Consider the following 25006-nt stretch of genomic DNA (forward strand, 5'->3'; position numbering starts at 1 on the left):
TGTTTTTATAAGGAGTAAGAAAATGATAAAGAAAGGAACAGGCTGGATTCCCGATTATCCCGATGTTAGAGACTTCACATTAGATAATAGTGAAATTCAAAATTTATCGAACAAAGTTCAAACTCAAGGCTCTAATGCTGATGTTGAGAGCCTAGCTGATACTCTGCGTCAAGCTTTAAAATTTATTGCACAGCATCAAGAAAAGATTACTGCACAGCAACAAGAAAATATTACTGCACAGCAACAAAATAAGAATGAAGATGATACTAAAAATATAAATACACTAATAGAACAGCTTTCAAGCGAAATTAGTTTTGTAAATGTAGAAATGAATAATGTTCTAAAACAAAAAATGTCTGACTCGGAAGTTTTATTGGTAAAAAATTATTTACAACGCATTATTTCCACATGGAAAGTATTTCGTGCAGATGAGAATTTTACCTATGAACCAGTAATCAGCGACACCACACTTGATCCACAGACTTGTGAAGCCGTTAGACAAGTCTTAAAACCTCAACCATATTTATTAAAACAGTATTGTTCTCAAGAACATGATGGTTCTATAGGTAAATATGATATGGACGCTTTAAAGATATTGGCATCAGGTGCAGATATTACTCGTGATATAGAAAATGAATTTATGAAATTAATTGCCGCGAATGCTGAAGAATACAAAAAAATAATTATTGGATGCCAAAAAAAATGTCCACCTAAATCCTGTGAAAAATATATTTTCAATAAATATTTACTGCCATTTTTAAAAAATCCTGATAAGAATGATTTTTTACAAAAAACCGAAAAAAATAATTCAAATGAAGAAAATATAAAAATAGTCCAACATTATCAAGGTGTACTAGCATTATACTTACATATAATTTTAAAGAACTTTAAGTCCATAAAATCGGAAATAGAAAAAATTAAAAATGAAAAATTAGGTTGTATCCTAGAACAAATTGCAGAAGCAGAAGAATTAAATTCTATCCTAGAACGAATGGCAGAAAAACTCGAATTAATTGAAAATTTAGATTTAATAAGACAACAATTAGAAGAAAAACTGAATTCTTTTATACCACAACAAATAAAAAATAAAGAAGTAATGCCCTCTATCAGAAAAATAATCGAATGGATAGCAGAAATTTTAATCATTATCTTAGCTATTAAAGATAATAAAGGTTTCCAATCTCTGATGGACAATTTTGAAGAAGGCTTAAAAAGCATCGGGTTTAGTGATTATGAGTTAAGAGAATTTAAAAATATTAAGATTAAAGATTATAAAGGTATAATAGACTATCTAGGAATAAAATCCATTAAGAAATGTGATATCAAACCAGATACAATAATTACCAATATTACCAATATAATAGAACCAAGTATTAGGAAGCTTAATTATTTAATGGGATTGCTTTATACAGTTTGTCCACCAATAATCCCAGAATCTCTATTCCAAAAAACAGAAATACCTATATCGACCCCAATTCCCGAAATAGAGGTTAAATTATTTATAAATAAATTATACGGGAGACTAAAAATAGAAAAAGAAAGCAAGGATATAAAACAACTTGTAAAATCTTTAAAAGAAAATAACAGCCATCCAAATTTACAATCATTAAATGAAATTTTAATACAGATATTGATGCCATTAGGTCAATATAATAACTTAAGCAAAGCTGTGGAAGCAGGAATAGTGAAAATTTGGTCTTTCTTGAGTGAAGAAACAGACAATAATGAAAATATCAAAAAAATAATTCAAGAAACGATGCGGGAATATAATGTCACAGTAGTCCAAGATTATAGCGTGAGTGATGGTGAAATAGATTGGCAAGGATGGGATTCTAAAAAATTTCAAGAGAAAATTGACTCTATCTCTAAAGAAATCGAATCTATCTTGGAAAGTAGTAAGGAGCATCTCTCTCCAGAAATCAAAAAATTACAGGCGTATAATCCTACAACTCCTAATAATTCCCTAAACAATAAGCCCCTGAAAAAGCCTTTGTTTCAAATTAGTGCTTCTCAACTATCATTGTTACTTGAAGGGGGGGGATTTCAAGAAAAAAAAGCTGATAAAACCAGCAAAAAGTCTTTAGAGAAACTAAACAATAGTTTGTTGTTTCCGATTAGTAGCAATCTCCGTCAGCAGATTAAAACAGAGATAGAAAAAGCAAAAATAGATAAGACAATAAAGAAACTAATTAATGAGCAAGGCGTATTTTTACGCTTACCAGAATTTGTAGATTTAAGCTATTGGTGTTCTCCTATAGAGGATCAAGGTGCCTTAAATTCTTGTACAGCCTATGCCGGAATTGCCTTAATAGAGTATGCACAAAAAAAGAGTAGCGGTAGCTACACAGATGCTTCTCCTTTGTTTCTCTACCAAGTTACCCGTAATTTGATGCAACGAGAAGGCGATTCAGGCGCTTCTGTAAGAGACACAATGAAGGCGATGGTTGCATTTGGAGTTTGCCCAGAAGAGTATTGGCCTTACAATGAAGATAAGTTTAATGAAGAACCAACATCTTTTTGTTATTCCTTTGCTGAGAACTACAAAACAATCAAATATTTCCGCCTAGACTATGGTCAAATCTCTAAATATGCACTCCTTTCGCAAGTCAAATTGCTGCTAGTTGCTGAAATTCCTTGTATATTTGGATTCACCCTTTATAATTCCGTCTACGATGAAGTGAATTTCAGTAGAGGACATATCCCTTTGCCCAGCCAACGAGATAAAGTCATTGGTGGTCATACTGTCGTTGCAGTTGGCTATCATGACCGCAAGATTATCGAAAATGAAGATGGTGAGCGATTTGAAGGAGCTTTGCTAATTCGCAACTCTTGGGGAAATCTTTGGGGTCAAGGTGGCTACGGCTGGATGCCTTATGATTACATTATTAAAGGACTCACAGCTGATTGGTGGTCACTCCTCAAAGCAGAATGGTTAGCAAATGGCAATTTCGGCGCAGGCGCAAGTGCTTGGAACGCAGATAAAGGAGATAAAAATGGAGATGGGGGGGTAGGGCAAACTCCGCCATAGCCAACTCCAAACGGACAAACTTCAAACGGAGGAGGGAAGTAAGTATGCTTCCACCAACTTGTGAATAATTCCAGTAGTTACCTACAAAGGTTGTCTGTTGAAAATGGGTGTAAGAGGATGTTTTAAAAGTCTTCTTGTTGGTAGCAAAACATTTTAGATCCCCCTAAATCCCCCTTAAAAAGGGGGACTTTGAAGTATTTCCCCCCTTTTTAAGGGGGGTTAGGGGGGATCAAGAAGTGCTAATAATCACAACCGACCACTTTTAAAACAACATCTAATACCAATTCACGAAATTACTGATACAAATCACTTCCTCGGCAACTCGGCTTCCGGTTGCCGAGCGAAGTCGAGGCGATGCTTTCATATCTGTATTATTTTTAAAGTGAAATGGTATAAGATACTGCATATAAACCCCTCAAACTTCCAGTCTTATGGGGTTTATTGCAATTTTATTTATAGACTAACTACAGCAGAGAAAATTCAGATTTTAATTAACATTTATCAAGTTTCTCAAAAGTGTTTGACTTGCAACTTTCAAATGGCAGATTGTTAGTTAAACTTTAAACGCTATTATTGAAATTTATAAATCTATTATGCACTGGTTATTATCTGGGCCGTTGAGTGTCGAAAAATTAACGGTGAAGATTGCGGGTTTACCTGCATCGTTACAAGGTAAGAAGTTGGTGCAGATGTCAGATTTTCATTATGATGGTGCGGGTTTATCTGATGAGATGTTGGAACAAGCGATCGCACTGAGCAACCAAGTCAAACCAGATTTAGTCATATTAACAGGCGATTATGTTACCACAAGTCCCCAACCAATTAATGACTTAGTTTTAAAACTCAAACAATTGCAAACTCAAGCAGGTATTTATGCTGTCCTGGGTAATCATGATATTTATTACCGCTACTCAAAAAGGGACATTACCAAGGCTTTAACTAAAATTGGCGTGCGTGTTTTATGGAATGAAGTCGTTTATCCGTTTGGGAATGAATTAGCATTAGTCGGACTCGCAGATAGGTATTCACCAGAATTTAACCCTGCACCTGTTATGGAGCAGTTAAACCCAAATATACCCCGCATTGTGCTATCTCATAACCCGGACACGGCGGAAATATTGCAAGCTTGGCGGGTTGATTTGCAGTTATCTGGTCATACTCATGGTGGTCAAATAGTCATTCCCGGACTGGGGGCGGTGGTTGCTTATCGTCAAAGCATACTGCAACTAATACCCCACAGAATCCGGCGTTGTTTTCCCTATTTACGCCGAGATAACTTTGTCCTCCGTCATTGGGAATGGGCGCAGGGTTTACATCGTGTAGGAAGGAATCTGCTATATGTCAACCGTGGTTTAGGAACTTATTCTCCCGGAAGGCTATTTTGTCCGCCAGAAGTAACAGTTATTACCTTAGAAAGAGAATAAGTTGTGATGTCAAGAATTCAGGAGCCAGGAGTCAGAATGCAGTATAAATTAGTTGTGAGTAACAAAACAGAATCTTTGATTAATTGATTCTGGATTCTGGCTTCTGTATTCTGCATTCTTCTATATTTTTTACAATTTCTTAAGATGGATTTTGATATTTGGTAAGCTGTAAACGCTAATATGAGGAGTGTTTTTGGCGCTATGCACTGGTTGTTTACGGGACGTTTAAGTGTAGATAAAATCACGGTTAAGATTGCCGAATTACCACAATCTTTAGAAGGGATAAAGTTAGTCCAGTTATCAGATTTTCACTATGATGGTATGCGACTTTCTGAGGAAATGTTGCAAGAAGCGATCGCAGTGACTAATGAAGTAGAACCTGATTTAATAGTGTTAACTGGTGATTATGTCACTGATGATCCTTCCCCAATTCATCAACTTGTGATGCGACTCAAACATCTACAAAGTCGCTGTGGTGTTTATGCTGTACTTGGCAACCATGACATACACTACAATCATTCTCAAGCTGAAGTGACGAAGGCTTTTACTAGTATTGGTGTCCATGTTCTGTGGAATGAAATCGCCTATCCCTTTGGCGATGAATTACCAGTGGTTGGTTTAGCTGATTATTGGTCGCGGGAGTTTAATCCTATACCAGTTATGCAGCAACTCGACCCATTCACACCGCGCATTGTTTTATCTCATAATCCCGATACTGCCAAAATTTTAGAACAGTGGCGAGTTGATTTACAATTATCTGGTCATACGCATGGTGGTCACATTGTTATTCCTGGTTTTGGCCCTGCGGTGTTTTATTATAAAAAGTTACTCAAACAATTACCAAAAAAACTCCGGCGTTGGGTTCCATTTTGGTTTGGCGATTGCTCAAAGGTCGTGAGATATTGGGAATGGGCGCAAGGATTTCACAAAGTAGCTAATAATCAGTTATACGTTAATCGTGGCTTAGGAACTTACAGACCAGGACGCTTGTTTTGTCCACCTGAAGTTACGGTGATTACTTTAATGAAGTCTGAAGTATAAAATTTTAGCCTGGGAATATTTGTGCTGAAAAATATTAACCGCCTTAGTTAAGACCGATGAATGTCTGTAACTTGAGGCGGTTGATTAAATATAAGGGTCGTCCGAAAAGACTGAAAAAATTGAAAAAACAGAAGAACTAACTCAAATAAGGTGGACAAACGCAATCGTTACTCTCAAACTTCTTTCAGCATCCTTGATTCTAATAGGCAGGCATTTCTGGCTGTATGTTTAAAAACCTCCAACAAAATCAATCAATAGACTTAAGGCGAAAACACTTCCATAGGATGCCATGTTTGATTTGCGATCGCTCATTTAGATTTTAGAGCGGGAGGTACAAGCTCTAATCTCAAGTTGCTAACTTCACTTAGACTTAACCTTTCTGTACCTTGACCTTAATCTAGCACGCTGCAATTTTCCGTGGTATACCTGTTTACTAAATTTGAATAGCGTTAATGTGTCGTAATATTACAGGAATTTTTCTTCAGCATTGTGAAGCTTTTTAATCACATATATATTAAGTTTATTTACGCTTATCTTGCACCTAGCAACTGAAGTTGCACACCAGAGAGGGAGTCAGGAAGCCTACCCACGGCGATAACACTGCTTGTGCGCCACGTTTTATAGCCGCAAATTCCATCCGTCGGGGCTATGTGTAAGATATGCTGCGATCGCCATCTGTGCGACGATATCGGTAAAAATTAATTCTGCTCACCAAACTTGTCAAAAAAGTGGAGGATTCATACCCACCACTTTCTTGTTATGGTTGCTTTAACCCTTGACACACACAACTTGCTTGAGTGTCGCCACAACTTCCACTAAATCAGATTGATTTTCCATTACTTGCTCAATTGGTTTATAAGCGCCTGGAATTTCATCCAAAACATCATTATCTTTGCGGCATTCTACACCTTTAGTCTGTTCAATTAAGTCATCAAGAGTGTAGACATTTTTGGCTTTATTTCTGGATAATAATCTGCCAGCACCATGACTACAAGAACAGAAACTATGAGCATTACCTTTACCTTTGACAATGAAAGATTTCGCTCCCATTGAACCAGGAATAATCCCATAATCTTCTGTCTGGGCGCGGACTGCTCCTTTACGAGTGACATACACATCCTCGCCAAAATGTACTTCTTTTTCGGCGTAATTGTGATGACAATTTACCTGCAATAAAGGTTTAGTCACTTTTCCACCCGCCAAATGTTTTTCAATAATGTGCTTAAAACGCATCATCATGACATCGCGGTTGAAACGTGCATAGTCTTGCGCCCATTGCAAATCATTCCAGTAAGCTTGAAATTCTGGTGTATTTGCCACAAAATAAGCTAAGTCTGGGTCAGGTAAATTATTCCCTGCCATCTTGGCTAATTCTTTAGCTGTATTAATGTGACATTGAGCTAATTTATTCCCAATGTTACGTGAACCAGAATGTAACATTAGCCAAACTTGGTTCTCTGTATCGAGGCACACTTCAATAAAATGATTCAATTTGTTACTGATTGCTGGCTTAATTTATTAAGTCTCCATAGCCTCATTTCTACACTATTTTGACTTCTATTAAGCACTTTCATTGAACACTCAATTGAATGGGTAGTAATGAACTGATCTTCTTCGGGTGTCCATAGTTTTCTATTTTTCACCATTCTCATATCAGTTGGACGGCTCCAATTTAGTACTTCACTAGCCTTGATGAGTTTCCTAGATAAAGCTAGGCAATTATCATAGTACAAGTGTCTAACTAATACCTGAGCATCTTCTTTGTAAACCACTATGTTATAAACGCTGTCTCTAGTGTTTCTAGTGGATGTCTTGACCTTACCTGTAATCTGGTTAATCAAGTCTAAATACCCAAAAGCAATATTTGAGCTAGATGTTACCAGAGATAAAAAAGGAAATCCTTTTGAAGTAAGCCCTAAAGAACCGTCTCCATCTATCAGCCCTCGAAAGTAATCAACTTTAGAGAACTGACAACTAGGCAGTTTGATTAACTGTGATTTACTCCCATTCGGTAAACCCCACAATTCAAGATAATCTCGAAAACGCTTATCATAAACTCTCCAAATCACTGTTTTTGTATCGCTACTGAAATTAGTTGTCCGTAAACGTTCAGTGATTGATGAGTTAAATGGTATGAGATTTTTGAATGCCCAAAGTATATGTTCATCCTGTTTATTGATTTCTATACTTAAACGACCGCGATCGCGAGTATTTTTGTATAGATGACCATCAGTTTGAATGAATCCAAATAAATAGGCATAATAGGGGTTTTCAAGAGTAATATTAGTGGTTTCCATAAAACCACAATATCATAAATAAAAGTAGCAATCGATCAAGTCATTTCTGCTTGATTCTATACCTTCTTATTCGGTATAGTTCGGAGCACACCTTCATCCTAAATTATTAGCTCTTTAGGATGCCCAAGTCCCTCTGCTCTCTACGGGGCGTTTTACCGCTTCCCTCGGTATTAGCAATCTCAGCCTTCACCGATTTGGACGAGTTTTGATTACTGTATTACTACAGTAAGGGGCAATCTTTCACCCCCACCAAGAGAACCCATTTGTTTCATAGATTTATTTTCTAAGTCCTGCACACCAGGGTGCAAATCTTGGAAATCATGCCAACGTTGCCAGTTAGTAACTGATTTTTCAATCTCTTTATTTTCGTTGAAACCTGTGGGAATTGCTGCTTCAATATCAAGGCGAATTTTTTTAAGTTTGCCTTCTAATTTATCGCCATTAAATGGCATTTTGATAGCACACATACCACAACCAAGATCCACGCCCACAGCAGCAGGAATGATGGCATCTTTAGTAGCAATTACAGAACCAACTAAAGCACCTTTACCTAAATGTACATCTGGCATTAAGGCGACGTGTTTAAATACAAATGGTAGTGATGCCACATTCTGCGCCATCTTGGTTTCATCACTTGCTAAAGGATGATTTGCCCAAGACAAAACGGGTGTTTGTGTGTTAATTTCTAAGTTTTCGTAAGGCATTTTGTTGTTTTAGATATATTGGATGGTGATAATTCTGCTGTAAATCAAGTTTTGCATTGAGTTTCGATAAATTACCTGCATAATATCACTTGTAATATATTTGTAGTACAAAAAATAGATGGATGTCAATCCTGGTGCTTGGTGAGCAAAGCAGGATTTGGCAAGATACATTAAAATTTGTCAAGAAAATGACTAAATAAATATTATGGCAACGGCTCAAGATACCATCTGGGAACGTTTTTTATCTCCGGTAGTGCGTTTTTTGATTGATGAGGAGAAGTTACAAAGATACGCACTGAGTATTGATTGGGAAAAAGAGGGCGATGTAATTCGTTCTGCCGATGTTACAATTCCTGCGTACTACAAGCAAAATTTTCACGGTATCAAAGGCGGATATCTCAATTCTAGTGCGGCGGTAAGTTACGACCCAATTACGGAATACGTCTTACCTCCGAATGAAACTTGGGTGCGTCAAGCATTGATTGATGCGGTGAAAGTTCAACCAAGGCGCATACTTGATTTAGGTTGTGGTACGGGTTCCACAACTTTGATGTTAAAACAAGCTTTCCCCCAAGCGGAAGTGATTGGTTTGGACTTGTCTCCATATATGCTGGTGAGGGCAGAAGATAAAGCCAGAACTACCAATTTAAATATTATCTGGCGACATGGCAACGCCGCGCAAACTGATTTCCCCGATGCTTCGTTTGATTTAGTTACCGCGTCTTTACTATTTCACGAAACACCAAGTGCAGTTACCCAAGCAATTTTGCAAGAAAGCTTTCGGTTATTAGTAGCTGGTGGACAGGTTTTAATTTTAGATGGCAATCAAAAAACCCTGCGTCAGTTAGATTGGCTGAATAATATCTTTGAGGAACCTTATATTCATGAGTATGCTGCTGACAGTGTAGATGCGCGGCTGGGTGCGGCGGGGTTTCAAGGAGTACGCACCGAAGATGTTTGGTGGATACATCAAATAAGTAGCGGGATAAAACCAACTCTAATCACAGGTTCAGCTATGCAAGCCACAGTCCGCCAGCATAGTCAGGGATCAACAGACAGCACAATAGATAATAATGATTTGGAGGGTTTAGAATCTCCAGTATTTGGCATAACGGCATGAGTTTAAAGGCAGTTCTGTTTGATTTTAATGGTGTCATCATTAACGATGAACGTATTCACCTACAATTAATCGATGAGATTCTCGTGAATGAGAATCTCCAACCCCAAAAACCCCAAGAGCGTCAGACTTGTTTGGGCAGGAGCGATCGCGCTTGTTTTCAAGAACTGCTGGCAAATCGCGGTAGAGTAGTCACGGAAGAGTATCTCAACCAGCTACTTCACCGCAAAGCTGAAGCTTATGTGCTGGAACTGGAAAAATTAGAAAAACTGCCCATATATTCAGGTGTAGAAGATTTAATTTATCAAGTACGTTCCCAAAATCTCTATTTAGGTTTAGTTAGTGGCGCACTCCGTAAAGAAATAGAATTAGTCCTCAACCGCGCCAAACTCGCAGAATACTTTACAGTTATTGTTGCAGGAGACGACATCACCACCAGTAAACCCCAACCAGATGGTTATCTGTTAGCAGTGGAACGCTTCAACCAACAATCTCCCGAATTAAATTTGCAACCCCAAGAATGTATCGCCATTGAAGACACCCCCGCAGGTATCCAAGCAGCAAAACTAGCCAACATGAAAGTTGTGGGTGTAGCCAATACCTATCCTTTCCATATACTTCAGCGTTGCTGTAACTGGACTGTAGATTATTTGACTGATTTAGAACTCGAACGAGTCCAGAACGTGTTTTCTGGCAAAGAACCGCAGCCAAGGGTAAGTGAGTGTTAAAATGTTATTTGGTGGCAGAGCGTTGATTAAATTGCTGATATTCTTCTTAACTCAGCACTCACAACTCAGCACTCAGCACTATTTTAAGGGGAATTAGCTCAGTTGGTAGAGTGCTGCGATCGCACCGCAGAGGTCAGGGGTTCGAGTCTCCTATTCTCCATTAAGGCTTCACCTTCTAAGATTACTAAGGCTGTCCTAACTGTCCTAATGGTATTTCATGCTTCGGACAATAACAAGTGGTAACTCTAGGGTCAAGTTGACTAAATTATGGGGTAAGCCTTGGTTACTACTATGACTACTAATGACAAAATCTATCAAAATGATGGCGATCCCTAGGGCTAAAAAAGCTAGTCTAGCCGCTTCTGGATATATGCTGAAAATCAAAAAGTTTAAGGTTTATCTACTCGTTAGTAGAGCGGTTGGGTTGATGAGTGTTGGCTTTCATCACTCTGCGGGTTTGTCTCAGTCACCCCAACCAAGGGTGCAATTAACTACGGAACCGCCAATTAGTCAAATTATACCTTTTGAGGCTGAAGCTAGTAAACCGCAATTACCAGTCAAGCTGACACGGCAAGTCTAAGGTTGTACCTGTTGAATTAAGTTTTGTGTTTGTTGATAGTTTACGGTGTCGCCTTGCTGACGGAAAAGTGTTGCGGCTTGCTGTAAATCCGCGATCGCGTTACGCTGATCTCCTAAAGCATATTTAGCCAGTCCGCGATTACCGTAAGCATCTGCTAAATTTGGATTCAAGCTAATTGCTTGATTAAAGTCAGCAATTGCGGCTTGGGGATTTTGTTGTTTAAAGTAAGCCAGTCCCCGATTATAGTAAGCATCTACAGACTGCGGATCAATTTTGATTGTGCTGTTAAAGTCGGCAATTGCTTTTGGTAAATTTCCCATTTGGGCATAAACTGTTCCACGACTATTATAAGCGTCTATGTGCTGGGGATTGAGTTTGAGTGCTTGGTTAAAGTCGGTAATTGCGGCGCTTAAGTCTCCAATTTGTGATTTGGCTAAACCCCGCAGACAAAAACCTTCGTAAAATTTGGGATTCTGCTGTACTACTTTATCAAAATCTGCGATCGCTGCACGAAAATCGCCTTGTTCTAACTTCTGTACCCCTTGTTGATAAGATACTTGAAAACTTGTTTGATCATTTGGTGTATTTGCATAGACAAGTGTAGGTGTTGCACCAAACAAAATTGTAATTCCCAAAACTGCAATTTTTTGCTGGATATACTTCATCAACTTCACCCCTTCATATTTGCAGTAATTTTCCATATTTTAACTAATAACATTCAAATCATCCGAATTTGATAAAGATTCTCTTTCTTAAAAAATTCAACTTGCATAAAATAGCAATTTCTCATAAATTTGAATATACGCTCATATATTAAATAAACCGGGATTTCGCCAAAATGCAACATAAAATACATTCAGACCATTCCGATTGTTGCGGTCACGATCATCATGATAATCATAACCATAACCATGAGCATCATCACGATGATAATCATAACCATGACCACGACGGAGAATTTATTTTAAAAAATGAGATATATTCTCTAATTGTGATTGGTGTTTTGTATATATCTGGGCTAATTTTTGAACAACAATTACATAACACACCTTATGCAATTGGTGAATATTTAGTTTTTATTCCTGCTTACCTTTTGAGTGGTTGGACTGTGTTAAAAACAGCCGGACGCAATATCCTCAAAGGCAGAATTTTTGATGAAACATTTTTAATGACAATCGCTACACTAGGAGCTTTAGCAATTCATAAATTACCTGAAGCTGTAGGTGTGATGTTATTTTACAAAATAGGCGAATTATTTCAAGATATAGCTGTAAGCCGTTCGCGTAACTCCATCAAAGCTTTATTAGAAGTACGCCCAGATTATGCTAATCTGGAAACAGAAGGTACTATCAATAAAGTATCTCCAGAAGCCGTAAAAATTGGCGACATCGTAGTTATTAAACCAGGAGAAAAAATCCCTTTAGATGGGGAAATTATTACAGGAAATTCCCAAATTGATACATCAGCTTTAACAGGAGAATCAGTACCACAAACCGTTAGGGTTGGCGATACAGTATTAGCTGGTTCCATCAATCAAGTTGGATTGCTCAAAATTCAAGTCACAAAACTATTTAATGAATCTTCCATTGCCAAGATTTTAGACTTGGTACAAAATGCCAGAAGTAAAAAAGCAGAAACCGAAAAATTCATTACAAAATTTGCTCGTTATTACACGCCCATAGTTGTTTTTATCTCTCTAGCAGTCGCCATATTACCACCTTTACTAATTCCTGGGGCGACATCTTCTGAATGGGTTTATCGGGCTTTGATATTATTAGTAATCTCTTGCCCCTGTGGATTGGTAATCAGTATACCTCTGGGTTATTTTGGGGGGATTGGTGGTGCAGCCAAACGCGGTATTTTGATTAAAGGCTCGATGTTTTTGGATACCTTAACTACAGTTAAAACAGTAGTTTTTGACAAAACAGGCACTTTAACAAAAGGGGTATTTAAAGTAGTAGAAATTGTACCATATAATGGCTATAGCGAACAAGAAATACTAGAATTAGCAGCCAAAGTAGAAGCTCATTCTAATCACCCCATTGCCCAATCAATTCGAGCCGCATATACTGAGAGTTTTGATATTTCCGAAGTGTCAAATTATGAAGAAATAGCAGGACAGGGAATTAAGGCAACTGTAGGCAATAAACTAGTATTAGCAGGAAGCGATCACCTACTCCATCAAGAGCAGATTACCCATCATACCTGCGACGTAGAAGGTACAGTTGTACATCTAGCGGTAGATAATATTTACGCTGGATATATTATTATTGCAGATGAGTTAAAAGCCGATGCGAAAGCAGCGATACAAGCACTCAAAAAAATCGGCGTAGAAAGAACAGTTATGTTAACAGGAGATAATCAGGCGATCGCGGCTCGAATTGCTCAACAAATTGGTATAGATGCTTATATTGCCGAGTTATTACCAGAAGAAAAAGTTTCGGCAATTGAAAAGTTAATTAGCACTAATCCTAAACATAATAAAGTCGCTTTTATTGGTGATGGTATTAACGATGCACCTGTGATTGCTAGAGCCGATGTTGGTATGGCTATGGGTGGGTTAGGCTCAGATGCAGCAATTGAAACTGCCGATATCGTCATCATGACAGATGCACCTTCTAAGGTAGCCACAGCAATTCAAATTGCCAGAAAAACTCGCCAAATAGTTTGGCAAAATATTAGTTTTGCCTTAGCAATTAAAATTGCATTTATTGGCTTAGGAATTTTAGGTGTCGCAACCATGTGGGAAGCTGTATTTGCTGATGTTGGTGTAGCCTTGCTGGCAATTTTTAACGCCACCAGAATTATGAAGTAGTCAGGGAACTGTCTGCTATAAAAGTCGTCAGTTTAACTCCTACTACTTAATAGAGAAATCAAGTGAATCTACCAATCAAAAACATCACAACTGCTATGTTAGCTTTATTAATTAGCTACTCAGCCAACCCTGCAATTGCATTACCACAAAGTAACACTCATAATTTCACCATTGCTCAATCAAAACCTTTAAACGATACTTTAATTGTGCCTGGTGAAAGAGTCGGGCTAATTACCCGCAAAACCACCAAAAAAGATTTAGTCAAGCTATTTGGTACATCGCGCTTAACTGATAAAACCATTTATGGCCCAGAAGGAATCGGTCGTTTTGCCGCTACTCAGGTAAACTTAGGCCGAGAGCGATCGCTTTTGGTAGTCTGGAGTGATAACACGCGCACTAAACCCCTAGATGTGCGTAACTTAGGTACAGCGTGGAAAACCCGCGAAGGTATTGGTATGGGTACGCCGTGGCGCGAGTTACGCCAAAAATTAGGTAACTTTAAGCTTTATGGATTGGGTTGGGACTATAGCGGTACGATTTTGCTAGACAGCAGTAAACTATCCCGCTATCAAGGTAAACTCATCCTCCGCGTAGACTCTGCGCCTAATGCTGACCAAAAATACCCCCAAGACTATCAAGCCGTCCTCGGTGACAGCACTTTTTCCTCTAGCAATTCTCACTGGAAACCTTTAGATATGAGAGTTTCTGAGATGATTGTCATACTTAACCCCAGTCAGTATTAAGGGACTTCATCATTTACGGACAAGGTGGATAAGGGAGATAAGGGAGACAAGGTGGACAAGGGGGACAAGGGAGACAAAGAAGACAAGGTGGACAAGGGGGACAAGGGAGACAAAGAAGACAAGGGAGATATAAGTCTTGTTGAGTCAGAACATTGAATGTTTATTTTTTGGAGTTTCGCTGGCACGTTAGTAGGAATGAAAATTTTATTGCTTACCGACAGAAAAAACGGAAGCTCAAGTTAATTAGTGTCTATTTATACCATTTTTGATTTTGGAAATCGCTATACTTATTTTTAGGTTCTACCTGGGAATGATGAAGTGGCTCTGCCACTTCTTTTTATTTGAGCCATATCCCATATAAAAGTCAAAAGTCTGATTTAACTTTTCACTTTTTCGCATTACCTAATCATTAGTCAAATCATCACGCCATTTATTGAGATTTTCTGGAGGTTCAGCCTCACGTACTCTTGCTAATTGCCAAGTTCCCCACATCAATGGCTTTTGTTTTTCAACATGGTTAATAAACTGCACAATAGAGTGATCTGCTTTGATGGGTGTTTTTAAGTCAAAGCGAATAGTTTGGAAAATCTTACTATCACCTTTAACAAAATGTGTACCCACAAGCTTGGCTAACCACAACGCAAATTTATTAAACAACCTGCCCAAAATTCCCCGACGTTTTTTCATCATAAAAATAGTTCGCCCTTCTGTTTTGCCCTCTGCTAACAGACGTAGAGCAAACATAATATGAAACCCTAAAAAATCAGGGCCAAGAGTGACTATGTTAGTACTGCCATACCAATAACAAATACTATAGGTAATGGGGTGTTTAGAAAAAACACGAATCAGTTTAGTGAAGTTAAAATCTCTCCTTGGGTCTGTAATTTTTGTGAAAATGATGGCATTGTGATGATATTCATGTTTGTCAAAAACAATGTCTAATCCTAGTTGATGAACTGTATTAAAGTGTTGAGCATCAATAGCATTCAACATCACCACATTCGGATGACAGTTTTTCACAAAATGAAACCCAAAAGCCACATCAAATTCATAAGCTGCTAAATCTGGAATATATGGCAATCGGTGTTGTGGTGTTTCTCCAGTCCAAATCCAAATCATTCCATATTCTTCATCTGTCGGCCAAGTTTTTAACTTAATCGGTAATGGCTCATCTAAACAAGGAATTTCTACGCAAATCCCCTGTTCATTAAATTTCCAATGATGGAAAAAACAGCGTAATTCGCTACCTTCTACTCTACCTTCTGCAAGATGAGCGCCCATGTGAGGGCAGTAAGCATCACAAATAACTACTCTTTTGTCTTGACCACGATAAACAACTAAATTTCTTCCTAAAATAGTAACAGGCTTTACCTCTCCTATTCGCAGATTTTGAGATGGCATTACCCAATACCAGCCCTCAATAAAACGCTCTGGATTATTAAAAATTTTAGGTTTACGCATCGAAATGTGATTCTGCGAGTTAACAGTTATTTGTCAACTTCACTAGAGGTGAAGCGGTTCTTCTAGAAATATCATTTAAATCAATAAAAAACAGTTATTTTGAGTACTAGGAAAAATATCATAAAAACTAGCCGAGCAATTTTTATGATATTCAAAATCAGAGATTGTTAAATTTATAGCTAACTAGTATAAGTTGGTATTTGCTAGAAGATAATAATTATCAATGTTTGCAAAAATGAAACTGCGTAAAATCCGAATCAACCTTTAGATATGCTAGATTTTATCTGTAATTTATAATTGAAATTTAGCTTTATTTTTGTTTATTATGCACATATAATGTGGTCTGACTTCTCCTTGAATATGCTGCTGGGTAAGTAATATAGAACTATGATTTTATTTCTGAAATGTACTTAGGATGTTTTATTGGCGAGAGTACGGCATCTACGCAAAGTTTTCGGTGCGTTACGGCTTACACCTAACATACCCTACTGACATTTTTTCAGAATAAAATATTATTCCCATAGGTAATTCGATTAACATCAAATTAGTAAGATGTATGTTTTAAGGTTGTTTATTTCAGAGATACTTTATCTAGCAAAGCTTAAATTATCATTAATCTAACGCACCCAAAACTCTGTTACTCGACTGCTAATCCTGATTTAGCTGTAAAATAACATACTTAATATTTACTTTAGAAATCGACTCTCAGATGTTGGATAAATTACTATAAAATTTCTACAGACTTGACCTAACTCGTCATTAGTAGAACTGTGCAAATTCATTCTCACTCAGAATTTGATCCTAGATCAAACCAGCCTGTTGAGCAGGGGTTACGAAGAGTTTTAGAGCGCCTTGTCAGAACAATGCAGCGCGATGCTTTGATTCGGCAAACAACTCATGAATTGAGAGAATCACTCCAGGCTGATCGCGTAGTCTTATATTACTTTTATTGGCAATGGCATGGCCAAGTTACATTTGAATCCTTAAGTTCTGATAAATATTCGATTTTGGGTTCCACAGGGGCAGATAATTGTTTTACCAATGAATATGCAGCTTTATATTTAGCTGGTAGAGTGAGAGCGATCGCAGATACTAACCTTGAACCTTTACCAGCTTGTCACCGTCAGTTTCTCCACAGCATCCAGGTACGTGCCAATTTAGTAGTGCCGATTTTAGTTCCCAAAGGTTTATGGGGGCTGCTAGTCGCGCATCAATGTCAAGCACCCCGCATTTGGTCGCAAGCAGATATCAATTTAGTGCAAACAGCAGCGAAAACCCTCGCCACCGACGGAAATATTTTAGGAAGTTAAATTAATGAATTTAATTTTGGGCAACTACTTACTGTGCTGATAGGAGAATCAACAATGAAACTGGGTTATACAATTATTTGGGTCAACGATGTCATTAAGACCGTGGAATTTTACGAAAAAGCATTCGGGCTAGTGCGTCGTACTCTCAAAGAAACAGATAAATCAATTTGGGCTGAAATGGAAACTGGCGAAACCATCTTAGCATTCTCCTCAACCAGTGAAGCGGAAACATTATTTCCGAGTGGTTTTCGCAGTCATGATCCTGCACAACCACCAGCACTAATGCAACTTTCATTTGTCACATCGGATGTTGGCACAGCTTATATGAAAGCGATAGGTGCAGGGGCAAAACCCTTAGATGCACCTAAAGCCATACCAGGAGGACAGACAGTTGCGCGTGTGCGCGATTTGAATGGTGTGCTGGTGTCGTTAGTGAGTGCTTGAAGAGGGCAGGGGAATTTTTACTCAGCACTCAGCACTCTAATTGAGTTTTCCAGTTAGCTAAGTCTGCCAAAGAGCGATCGCGGTAACGTCCATAACGCTCTGGCTTACTTTTAATTTTCACACCTAAATCTGGCAAAATTCCAAAATTAGGCGGCATTGGTTGAAAATGTTTCGGTGAAGCTGAACTAATAAACTCTAATAACGCCCCTAGCATTGTCGTAGGAGGTAAAATCAACGGTTCTTTGCCCAAAGCCAACCGGGCGGCATTAGTTCCCGCCAACCAACCACCAGCCGCCGCCGCCGTGTAACCTTCCGTACCAATTAACTGTCCAGCCGCTAGTAATGTAGGACGCTGCTTAAATTGCAAAGTAGGCTGCATCAGTTGGGGTGCATTAATAAAAGTGTTGCGGTGCATTACTCCCAACCGCACAAATTCTGCTTTTTCCAAACCTGGAATCAATTGAAAAACTCGCTTTTGTTCACCCCAACGCAGATTCGTTTGGAAACCTACCATATTCCACAGTTGCCCAGCTTTATCTTCTTGACGCAACTGCACCACAGCATAGGGACGTTCCCCAGTCCGGCTATCTGATAAACCGACTGGTTTTAAGGGGCCGTAACGCATTGTATCTTCGCCCCGTTGTGCTAACTCTTCAATTGGTAAACAAGCTTCAAAAAACTTGGCTGTTTCCCGTTCAAAATCTTTCAATTCTGTTTGTTCTGCTTGACACAAAGCTTGCCAAAACTGCAAATACTGTTCTTTATTCATCGGGCAGTTGAGATAGGCGGCTTCACCCTTGTCATAGCGCGATGCCATAAAAGCAACATCACGGTTAATCGACTCACCAACAATAATAGGACTAGCCGCATCAAAAAAGCTCATGTACTCCATTCCCGTGAAGCGGTGCAAGTCTTCTGCCAATTCAGGACTAGTTAACGGCCCGGTTGCTAACACCACAATACCTTCGGGAATAGCCTTGACTTCACCGCGCCGAAATTCTACTAAAGGATGGTTCGATAAAGTTGCGGTTAAATCTTGACTAAATTGGCCTCTGTCTACAGCCAACGCCCCACCCGCCGGCACTGCATGTTCATCAGCTTTAGATATGACAATAGAATTTAATTGTCGCAGTTCTTCGTGCAGTAATCCCGCCGCGCGATCGCTGGCCATCGCCCCAAAAGAATTACTACAAACTAACTCTGCCAAATGTTCTGTGTGATGGGCAGGACTGAAGCGTTGAGGGCGCATTTCATGGAAAATGACAGGTACTCCAGCTTGAGCAATTTGCCATGCTGCTTCTGTTCCAGCTAGTCCACCTCCAATTACTTGTATCGGTTGTTGTTCCATAATCATCTGCGTCCGTCTGCGTTTATCTGCGGTTAATTACCACTGTAATGTATTAGTTCATCACATAGAGTTCAGGATGTGTTATTGGTAATTCCCAAGACGCAGGAATCGTGTATGTCCCAGCCGGATAAGGTGAAACCCAGGAATTAGGGTGATGTCCGGGTAAGACAATTTTGACTTTACTCTCTGATACCCACAGCACATTGTAAATATAACCACGGAAGTAGATTTGCTTACCGCTAATCAAATCATCCTTGCTTGCTTGCTTCATTACCATCTTGTTCGTACTGTTCCCACTGCTGGATTGTTTCGTCAATTTCCTCTGGGGTTGCTTCTCTTATTTCTCCTGAGTCTTCCTCAGTTACCCAGTCATTATCTTCTGGATCAATATAGGTGCGTGGTGACATTTATAAACTGAAATTATCTCTAAAATACGCCAGTAAAATAAAAATATGGCGATCGCACCCAACTTATGCGATCGCCATCACAAAAATACATAAATTTTATTTACCCTTTAAAAACCAACTGAATTATTAAGGTAAAGTCGGTTCCGAAAAGCTGAGGGGGTTGTTGACTTCAGCTTTGGGTGATTCATCAACTACGCTGGTGGTTTGTTTATCGCATTTTGCCGTGCTGTCATCGGTTTCACTAAACTTCCCAGGACGGAGGGCGACTAATGCAGTTTTGACAATCACAGCCGTAGGTACAGCGACAATTACACCCAACAATCCGCCAACTCTGGCACCAGTCAAGACAGAAATTAGTATCCACACTGGATTTAAGCCAGTAAAACTGCCCAAGATGCGGGGCGCAATTAAATTTTCTAAAATTTGCTGCACAATTACAGCTGCAAGTAAAACTCTGGTTCCCATCCAAAAGTCTTGCAACGCCACCAATGAAGTCGTGAGAATAATCCCCACAGAACCGCCAAAGGGGACAAGCGCCATAATCCCGATTGTCAAGCCAAATAACAACCCAAATGGCACCTTGAGCCATAAAAAGGCAGGAATTAAGGCGGATGCCATACAGGTAGATAAAATTAGCTGGGTGATAAAAAAGTTTTGGAAACTGAGGCGGACTGTTTGGGAGAAAGGTTCCCGAAATCGGCTGGGTAGCCACTCTACTAAACTTTGCCAGAGTTCATCACCGTGCTGCAAAAGATAAAAAGTCAAAACCATCGTCAGCAGAAAATCGAGCAAGCTGGTGAAGGTGACAACAGCCAAGTTGAGGACTTGTCCCGCGATCGCTTGTAATTGTCCCTTGACGCGATCGTTGATTTGGACTACAAGTGCATCAAGGTTAATTGGTAAGCCGAGGAGTTCTGCTTTTTCGTTTAACATCATCAACTGCGATCGCCCAGAGTCAATTAACTCTGGTATACGCGCCACCAGTTGTTGCGCTTGGGTGAGGGCCAGGGGAAACAGAGTCACGCCCAATGCTAACAAAATTGATAATGCTAGTAAAAACACCAGCACAGCAACTTGCTCTCGCTTTGCCCCGTGGCGTTCCATCCAGCTAACAGGGTAGTTGAGGAGAAATGCCAGTACTGAGGCTCCGACTAAAATAACTATTAGAGAATGGAAATAATCAAAAATTGCGGAAATTGCCCACCCATTGAGGACTAGCACTGGTGCGAATAGAGCGATCGCTCCGATTCGCGCTATTGGTGTTAGGGTCTGCCACCAGTCGATTAGCTTGCGTGTCTGCATCTTTAGCCGCTTGCGAGATAAAACTAAATAAAATCTTTCTCTAAAGCCTATTATCTCTAACTACATTACAGTCTTTCATCCCTCTAGTTTAGGATTAGACTCAGCCAAATGGAAAATTTTGACCCAATTCATGATTCTTTCGGGAGAGAGGACAGGGATCACCCTACCTCACCTGAGATTTTTAGTCAAAACTCCCGCCCCAATAAAATAAATTTAGTGATTTATGTTATTCCCGTGATTGGGGTGCTGCCATCTCTGTGGACTCTCTACCGTCGTCAAGGAAGTCGGGAACAACTAATAGTTAGCCGCCAGTCTGTTACTATGACATTTGCTTGGCTTTTAGCTTATCTCTTATTAGCAACTGGATCAGCATCTTCGGAATTTTTTGCCTTGCGTTTATTAATACTCAATAGCTTTCTGACATCTGGTTATTTTTTAGTGAGTATTTGGCTAATTTTTCGGATTATTCGCGGTCAATCTAGTCGTTTACCAGGGTTGAGCTACCTAGCCGAGCGAGTCTTGGGCAAGTATTTATCGTGATGCTGTTTTGTCAATCTCTAGACGGTATTTTTACTGAATTTTTATCTAATTACAAATTATCTTCTAGCGGATCTAGTCAAAGTGACTTATTGTTGTCATACTTCAATAAAACATATCAGGATTTGCCCCAAAAAATAAAAATCCTGCTATAAGTGTTGTGGTTGACATAATAGCGAAAAGTCAACATGGTTAATTAAGAGTTAACTACTATGAGTTGATTATTTGCATACTGATAATCTGCAAATTTACCGAATTTAATCAGCAAGTGTGAGGAAGTCTGTGACCATTCAAAGAACTTCGGCGGAAGAAAACCACTCAAAAACCCCCAATATGAAGGGTAGAAAGTCGATAAACCCTAAATCGGGACGTTGGTTGTGGTTCTGGGTGGGGATGAGCGGCATTGCAATGGTATCAGCAATGGCTGGTGCTTTATTGGCGGTTTCTTTGACTAGAACGCCATTGCAGCAAGCCGATCTCAGTCCCCAAGAAGAAGCCGTCTTTGACAGCGATGCGATCGCCGGTGGTGGGTTGCGCTTTTCTGAATTAACTCGTCCGGTGAATCTTTTAGTCATGGGGATGAGCGTACTACCCCCCGATGTTCAAAATCCTCCCGAAGAAGCTAAAAACCTCCGCTACTTGCCCCAAGTCAACTCTTTTGATGGTCTTTCGGATGTCATGCTATTGGTCAAATTTGACCCACAGACCAAAAAAATAGTCATGCTTTCGATTCCCAGAGATACTCGCACAGAAATCGAAGGCTATGGCACAAGAAAAATTAACGCCGCCAATGTGGAAGGCGGCCCGGCTTTAACAGCCAAAACCGTCAGCAATCTCTTGGGTGGTGTTGGTATTGACCGCTACATTCGGATTAATGTTTTGGGAGTTGCTAAACTCATTGATGCTTTGGGTGGCGTTACAGTCTATGTTCCCAAAGACATGAAATACAAAGATGAATCTCAACATCTATATATTAATTTAAAAGCGGGTAAGCAACATCTCAACGGCGACCAAGCACTACAATTGCTGCGTTTTCGTCATGATGAATTAGGTGATATTGGTCGGATTCAACGCCAGCAAATGGTCATCCGAGCTTTAACTGATCAAAGCCTCAACCCTGCAACCTTAGCGCAATTACCCAAAGTTCTGAATGTAGTCAAAGAACACATTGACACTAACTTAACGGTAGAAGAATTAGTTGCTTTATTAGGCTTTGGTGTGCGGACTAATCGCTCCAACATGGAGATGTTAATGCTGCCAGGACGCTTTAGCGAGAAAGGCGAGTATGATGCCAGCTATTGGTTGCCTAGCAAAAATGGCATTGCCAAGCTTATGGCTAAACAATTCGGCTTAGAATCAGAGGCTGAAAATACTGAGCCACAAGCGAGTGATCCTGGTTCTGTGCGCGTTGCCATTCAAGATAGCACAGGAAGCGATCGCGCCGCCCTACGTCCTTTAATTCGCGCTTTAGAAAGGGCTGGTTATCGGAATGTTTATATCGCCAAGCCTTGGACTGAACCATTAGAAGTCACCCACATTGTTGCTCAACAAGGAGACGGCAGTAGTGCGGAATCAATACGGGATCTTCTAGGAATTGGCGAAGTCCGTGTCGAAAGCACTGGTAGCCTATATTCTGATGTCAGCATTCAAGTAGGCAAAGATTGGCTACAACATCAAATGCCTTTGAATGATTCGTCGACTCAATCTTATTAGCAATTAATTAAATCACAGACTTTTTCAACAGCAGAGGAAAATGGATTCACCTTTCCCCTGCTGTTTTTTATTCAAGACTCACGCACAAAGATTATCTGTGGAGATTAGGTGTAAGGATTTTGAATAAATACACCCTATACCCCTATACCCCTACACCCTCGCCAAAACCATTGATTTTTCGTTTTGATGCGTAATACCAATTTTATGTAAAGCTGCACAGTATTTTACCCCTCCCTAACCCTCCCCTTGGAAAGGGGGGATTAAGGGGGGTAATTGATTTTTATATGCGTCTTCATATTAAATTGGTATAAGTCCTATTTAAGAATGAGTGTAAGGGTGAAAGAGTATGAAGTGTAAGGGTTTTGAGCAAGTACATCCCTATCCCTTTTGATCTATTTCAGGAACGTGAAGGAGTTTACAACTTGTTGATATGCTCGTCTGTAAACAGCATCATTGTTACCGTAACCAGTTTTGGATAATGACACAACAATAATTCGAGAATCTTTAGGACTAATAAAAGCAACGTGTTCGTTTTCGTATAACCCACTAGAATAAAATTTTACGCCCGTTTGTCCGGCAATTTTCGCAGATTTAAAGTCACGGGTTGCGGAAAACTGGTTACTCTGTTTTATCCACTGCTGCAAAGAGAATTTGCGGGGATTATTGTATACAGCAACTTGAACATTAGCAGGATATTCTGTACCACCTGCATAAGCTCCAGCGCGAATTTTTTGGGCGTGTTGTTTAGTCCAGATGTCAATAGCTGCGAGAGGCTCACCAACATTATTTTTCGGAGTTGATATCTTGTTATCTATGACAAAATCTTTGTTGGAGTAACCAAAGCGAAAACGAAAGCGATCGCTGCGGTAAACTCCTGAAGCTTGTGCTAATGTCACTATTGGTTTTGCGATCGCTTGGTTAGTTACAGAAGCATTAACTGGAACTTGGTAAGCAATTGTTCCTGCTGCGACTAAACTCATCAAAATTGGTGACAAAATCCATTGCTGAATTTGCTTGTTGTGAATTTGCATAATTCACTCCTGGGAATCTGATCTTTTAAACTATCCAGAAATAATAGCTCCAACTTTTCCACAACAATTTCCGCAATTTATAGCAGGTTATACCATTTTGGATTTTAGATTTTGCGAAAAGTTGCGTGGGCGGGTTCCCCGACTTGAGCAAACTTTTCAAGACAGATTTTGGATTGAGACAGGCTTTACTGGTAATACCATTTCACTTTAAAAATGATACGGATATGCAAGTAGCGCCTCGACTTCTCCTGACGGAGACGCTGCGCGAACGCTCGGCGACCAGAAGCAGAGTTGCAGAGGAAGCGATTTCTATCAGTAATTTCGTGAAATGGTATAAGCTTTTGGGCAATTCATTTGTCGCAATCATTTTTAAATTTGGTATGACAAGTTCTGACTTCTGCTCCAAAACAACTTCAAACGCCCAGGCTGTATCAGTCTGGGCGTTTGAATAATAGGTTGCAGAGAAACTTCTGCGAAGTAATTAAATTAAGCAGGCATCATGTTCATAGAACGGCAGGCTTCGGCGCATTTACGGCAAGCTGCGGCACATTCCATCATTTTGGCATCATCGCTCATTTTTTCACAAGTCATGGCACAGCGATCGCACATCTCAGCACACAACATACAAGTGCGTCCCATAAATTCGGAACCACCCATCATCATGTTCATACACATCATGCACATCTCAGAGCAATCACGCATCATGCCCATCATAGCCATATCCATGTACATACCGCCTTTACTCATGCAGTAAGTCATAGTTTCCATGCACATTTTCTGACATTCCATGCAAGCGTTCATACAGGTTTGCATTTCCGCAGTCATGGATTCAGTCATCATCATCATCATCATAAGAAAAATCTCCTGATTTTTTGATGCTTTTATCGCGTCCTTTGCCGGACTTACCTACAACATTAATCTGATATTTTTCAGGGGTCAATAGACGTTTTTATCATTTTTTGAAGACATTAATTCC

Annotated in this window: 22 protein-coding genes, 1 tRNA gene and 2 pseudogenes; 14 read left to right on the plus strand and 11 right to left on the minus strand. The window is 39.5% G+C overall.

The features are described 5' to 3' along the window. Positions 1-22: 22 nt before the first annotated feature. The 3 genes from H6G79_RS36305 (at position 23) to H6G79_RS02535 (ending at position 5493) form a co-directional block, all read left to right on the plus strand. Positions 23-3028 carry a C1 family peptidase gene (locus H6G79_RS36305; RefSeq protein ID WP_199334015.1) on the plus strand — a complete coding sequence of 1002 codons (3006 nt, stop codon included), beginning with the start codon at positions 23-25 and terminating at the stop codon, positions 3026-3028. 593 nt (positions 3029-3621) lie between these two features. Continuing rightward, positions 3622-4452, plus strand: a complete 831-nt coding sequence (locus H6G79_RS02530) for a metallophosphoesterase (protein WP_190591844.1) — start codon at positions 3622-3624, stop codon at positions 4450-4452. A gap of 201 nt (positions 4453-4653) precedes the next feature. Continuing rightward, a complete protein-coding gene (locus H6G79_RS02535) occupies positions 4654-5493 on the plus strand; it encodes a metallophosphoesterase (RefSeq protein WP_190591845.1) in 840 nt (279 codons plus the stop codon). Positions 5494-6261: 768 nt separating this feature from the next. Here H6G79_RS02535 and H6G79_RS02540 read toward each other — a convergent pair. From H6G79_RS02540 to H6G79_RS02550, 3 genes and pseudogenes are all read right to left on the minus strand, one after another. Beyond that, a pseudogene (locus H6G79_RS02540) lies at positions 6262-6981 on the minus strand (RtcB family protein); the annotation flags it as partial. After that, entirely contained in the window at positions 6981-7790 is an 810-nt protein-coding gene (locus tag H6G79_RS02545; protein WP_190591846.1) for a hypothetical protein, read from the minus strand. The gene H6G79_RS02545 and the pseudogene H6G79_RS02540, both read right to left, overlap by 1 nt. 242 nt (positions 7791-8032) lie before the next feature. Beyond that, a pseudogene (locus H6G79_RS02550) lies at positions 8033-8494 on the minus strand (RtcB family protein); the annotation flags it as partial. A gap of 205 nt (positions 8495-8699) precedes the next feature. Here H6G79_RS02550 and H6G79_RS02555 point away from each other — a divergent pair. The 4 genes from H6G79_RS02555 to H6G79_RS02570 all read left to right on the plus strand — a co-directional run bounded on the left by H6G79_RS02555 (position 8700) and on the right by H6G79_RS02570 (position 10919). Continuing rightward, positions 8700-9614, plus strand: a complete 915-nt coding sequence (locus H6G79_RS02555; RefSeq protein WP_190591847.1) for a class I SAM-dependent methyltransferase — start codon at positions 8700-8702, stop codon at positions 9612-9614. Beyond that, positions 9611-10339, plus strand: a complete 729-nt coding sequence (locus H6G79_RS02560; protein WP_190591848.1) for an HAD family phosphatase — start codon at positions 9611-9613, stop codon at positions 10337-10339. The genes H6G79_RS02555 and H6G79_RS02560 overlap by 4 nt, the downstream gene beginning before the upstream one ends. An 87-nt stretch (positions 10340-10426) precedes the next feature. Beyond that, positions 10427-10499: transfer RNA gene (locus tag H6G79_RS02565), tRNA-Ala, on the plus strand. A 141-nt stretch (positions 10500-10640) separates the two neighbouring features. Then, positions 10641-10919 carry a hypothetical protein gene (locus H6G79_RS02570; protein WP_190591849.1) on the plus strand — a complete coding sequence of 93 codons (279 nt, stop codon included), beginning with the start codon at positions 10641-10643 and terminating at the stop codon, positions 10917-10919. Here H6G79_RS02570 and H6G79_RS02575 read toward each other — a convergent pair. Beyond that, a complete protein-coding gene (locus tag H6G79_RS02575) occupies positions 10916-11584 on the minus strand; it encodes a tetratricopeptide repeat protein (protein ID WP_190591886.1) in 669 nt (222 codons plus the stop codon). The genes H6G79_RS02570 and H6G79_RS02575 overlap by 4 nt on opposite strands. Positions 11585-11757: 173 nt before the next feature. Here H6G79_RS02575 and H6G79_RS02580 point away from each other — a divergent pair, with 173 nt between their 5' ends. Further along, the gene (locus tag H6G79_RS02580) at positions 11758-13734 is read left to right on the plus strand and encodes a heavy metal translocating P-type ATPase (protein WP_190591850.1); all 1977 of its coding nucleotides are present in this window, start codon (positions 11758-11760) and stop codon (positions 13732-13734) included. A 62-nt stretch (positions 13735-13796) separates the two neighbouring features. Continuing rightward, positions 13797-14477 (plus strand): hypothetical protein, encoded by a 681-nt coding sequence (locus H6G79_RS02585; RefSeq protein ID WP_313933874.1) that lies wholly within the window; start codon positions 13797-13799, stop codon positions 14475-14477. Between the two features lie 402 nt (positions 14478-14879). Here the strand turns inward: H6G79_RS02585 and H6G79_RS02590 are convergent, their stop codons facing one another. Beyond that, positions 14880-15968 carry a Rieske 2Fe-2S domain-containing protein gene (locus tag H6G79_RS02590; RefSeq protein WP_190591888.1) on the minus strand — a complete coding sequence of 363 codons (1089 nt, stop codon included), beginning with the start codon at positions 15966-15968 and terminating at the stop codon, positions 14880-14882. A 740-nt stretch (positions 15969-16708) separates the two neighbouring features. On the opposite strand from H6G79_RS02590, the gene H6G79_RS02595 reads away from it, so the two are divergent. Both H6G79_RS02595 and H6G79_RS02600 read left to right on the plus strand, forming a co-directional pair. After that, a complete protein-coding gene (locus H6G79_RS02595; RefSeq protein ID WP_190591851.1) occupies positions 16709-17248 on the plus strand; it encodes a GAF domain-containing protein in 540 nt (179 codons plus the stop codon). Between the two features lie 54 nt (positions 17249-17302). Beyond that, positions 17303-17692 (plus strand): VOC family protein, encoded by a 390-nt coding sequence (locus H6G79_RS02600; protein WP_190591852.1) that lies wholly within the window; start codon positions 17303-17305, stop codon positions 17690-17692. Between the two features lie 28 nt (positions 17693-17720). Here H6G79_RS02600 and trmFO read toward each other — a convergent pair whose 3' ends face one another. From trmFO to H6G79_RS02620, 4 genes are all read right to left on the minus strand, one after another. Beyond that, on the minus strand, positions 17721-19040 hold the full coding sequence (trmFO, locus tag H6G79_RS02605) for an FADH(2)-oxidizing methylenetetrahydrofolate--tRNA-(uracil(54)-C(5))-methyltransferase TrmFO (RefSeq protein WP_190591853.1): 1320 nt from the start codon (positions 19038-19040) through the stop codon (positions 17721-17723). A 52-nt stretch (positions 19041-19092) separates the two neighbouring features. Continuing rightward, positions 19093-19311, minus strand: a complete 219-nt coding sequence (locus tag H6G79_RS02610; RefSeq protein ID WP_190591854.1) for a hypothetical protein — start codon at positions 19309-19311, stop codon at positions 19093-19095. Further along, a complete protein-coding gene (locus H6G79_RS02615) occupies positions 19289-19447 on the minus strand; it encodes a hypothetical protein (protein WP_190591855.1) in 159 nt (52 codons plus the stop codon). The genes H6G79_RS02610 and H6G79_RS02615 overlap by 23 nt, the downstream gene beginning before the upstream one ends. A gap of 126 nt (positions 19448-19573) precedes the next feature. Continuing rightward, entirely contained in the window at positions 19574-20749 is a 1176-nt protein-coding gene (locus tag H6G79_RS02620; protein ID WP_190591856.1) for an AI-2E family transporter, read from the minus strand. Between the two features lie 108 nt (positions 20750-20857). Between H6G79_RS02620 and H6G79_RS02625 the strand changes: the two genes are divergently transcribed. Next, positions 20858-21289 carry a hypothetical protein gene (locus H6G79_RS02625; RefSeq protein WP_190591857.1) on the plus strand — a complete coding sequence of 144 codons (432 nt, stop codon included), beginning with the start codon at positions 20858-20860 and terminating at the stop codon, positions 21287-21289. 279 nt (positions 21290-21568) lie between these two features. After that, complete coding sequence (locus H6G79_RS02630) at positions 21569-22999, plus strand: LCP family protein (RefSeq protein ID WP_190591858.1); 1431 nt, start codon at positions 21569-21571, stop codon at positions 22997-22999. A 392-nt stretch (positions 23000-23391) separates the two neighbouring features. Here the strand turns inward: H6G79_RS02630 and H6G79_RS02635 are convergent, their stop codons facing one another. After that, on the minus strand, positions 23392-24030 hold the full coding sequence (locus tag H6G79_RS02635) for a hypothetical protein (protein ID WP_190591859.1): 639 nt from the start codon (positions 24028-24030) through the stop codon (positions 23392-23394). Positions 24031-24254: 224 nt separating this feature from the next. On the opposite strand from H6G79_RS02635, the gene H6G79_RS02640 reads away from it, so the two are divergent. Continuing rightward, positions 24255-24482, plus strand: a complete 228-nt coding sequence (locus H6G79_RS02640; RefSeq protein ID WP_190674079.1) for a hypothetical protein — start codon at positions 24255-24257, stop codon at positions 24480-24482. A 34-nt stretch (positions 24483-24516) separates the two neighbouring features. Here the strand turns inward: H6G79_RS02640 and H6G79_RS36580 are convergent, their stop codons facing one another. Next, positions 24517-24879 (minus strand): four-helix bundle copper-binding protein, encoded by a 363-nt coding sequence (locus tag H6G79_RS36580; RefSeq protein WP_242048189.1) that lies wholly within the window; start codon positions 24877-24879, stop codon positions 24517-24519. Positions 24880-25006 lie beyond the last annotated feature (127 nt).

Origin of the sequence: Anabaena sp. FACHB-83, assembly GCF_014697485.1 — a bacterium.
Taxonomy (GTDB): Bacteria; Cyanobacteriota; Cyanobacteriia; order Cyanobacteriales; family Nostocaceae; genus Nostoc_B.

Coding starts and splice junctions, on each gene's coding strand:
- H6G79_RS02635 (WP_190591859.1), bottom strand. CDS start 24,030: ATGCAAATTCACAACAAGCAAATTCAGCAATGGATTTTGTCACCAATT.
- H6G79_RS02620 (WP_190591856.1), bottom strand. CDS start 20,749: ATGCAGACACGCAAGCTAATCGACTGGTGGCAGACCCTAACACCAATA.
- H6G79_RS02580 (WP_190591850.1), top strand. CDS start 11,758: ATGCAACATAAAATACATTCAGACCATTCCGATTGTTGCGGTCACGAT.
- H6G79_RS02615 (WP_190591855.1), bottom strand. CDS start 19,447: ATGTCACCACGCACCTATATTGATCCAGAAGATAATGACTGGGTAACT.
- H6G79_RS02555 (WP_190591847.1), top strand. CDS start 8,700: ATGGCAACGGCTCAAGATACCATCTGGGAACGTTTTTTATCTCCGGTA.
- H6G79_RS02535 (WP_190591845.1), top strand. CDS start 4,654: ATGCACTGGTTGTTTACGGGACGTTTAAGTGTAGATAAAATCACGGTT.
- H6G79_RS02575 (WP_190591886.1), bottom strand. CDS start 11,584: ATGAAGTATATCCAGCAAAAAATTGCAGTTTTGGGAATTACAATTTTG.
- H6G79_RS02560 (WP_190591848.1), top strand. CDS start 9,611: ATGAGTTTAAAGGCAGTTCTGTTTGATTTTAATGGTGTCATCATTAAC.
- H6G79_RS36580 (WP_242048189.1), bottom strand. CDS start 24,879: ATGATGATGATGATGACTGAATCCATGACTGCGGAAATGCAAACCTGT.
- H6G79_RS02570 (WP_190591849.1), top strand. CDS start 10,641: ATGACAAAATCTATCAAAATGATGGCGATCCCTAGGGCTAAAAAAGCT.
- H6G79_RS02600 (WP_190591852.1), top strand. CDS start 17,303: ATGAAACTGGGTTATACAATTATTTGGGTCAACGATGTCATTAAGACC.
- H6G79_RS02640 (WP_190674079.1), top strand. CDS start 24,255: ATGCAAGTAGCGCCTCGACTTCTCCTGACGGAGACGCTGCGCGAACGC.
- H6G79_RS02530 (WP_190591844.1), top strand. CDS start 3,622: ATGCACTGGTTATTATCTGGGCCGTTGAGTGTCGAAAAATTAACGGTG.
- trmFO (WP_190591853.1), bottom strand. CDS start 19,040: ATGGAACAACAACCGATACAAGTAATTGGAGGTGGACTAGCTGGAACA.
- H6G79_RS36305 (WP_199334015.1), top strand. CDS start 23: ATGATAAAGAAAGGAACAGGCTGGATTCCCGATTATCCCGATGTTAGA.
- H6G79_RS02625 (WP_190591857.1), top strand. CDS start 20,858: ATGGAAAATTTTGACCCAATTCATGATTCTTTCGGGAGAGAGGACAGG.
- H6G79_RS02545 (WP_190591846.1), bottom strand. CDS start 7,790: ATGGAAACCACTAATATTACTCTTGAAAACCCCTATTATGCCTATTTA.
- H6G79_RS02610 (WP_190591854.1), bottom strand. CDS start 19,311: ATGAAGCAAGCAAGCAAGGATGATTTGATTAGCGGTAAGCAAATCTAC.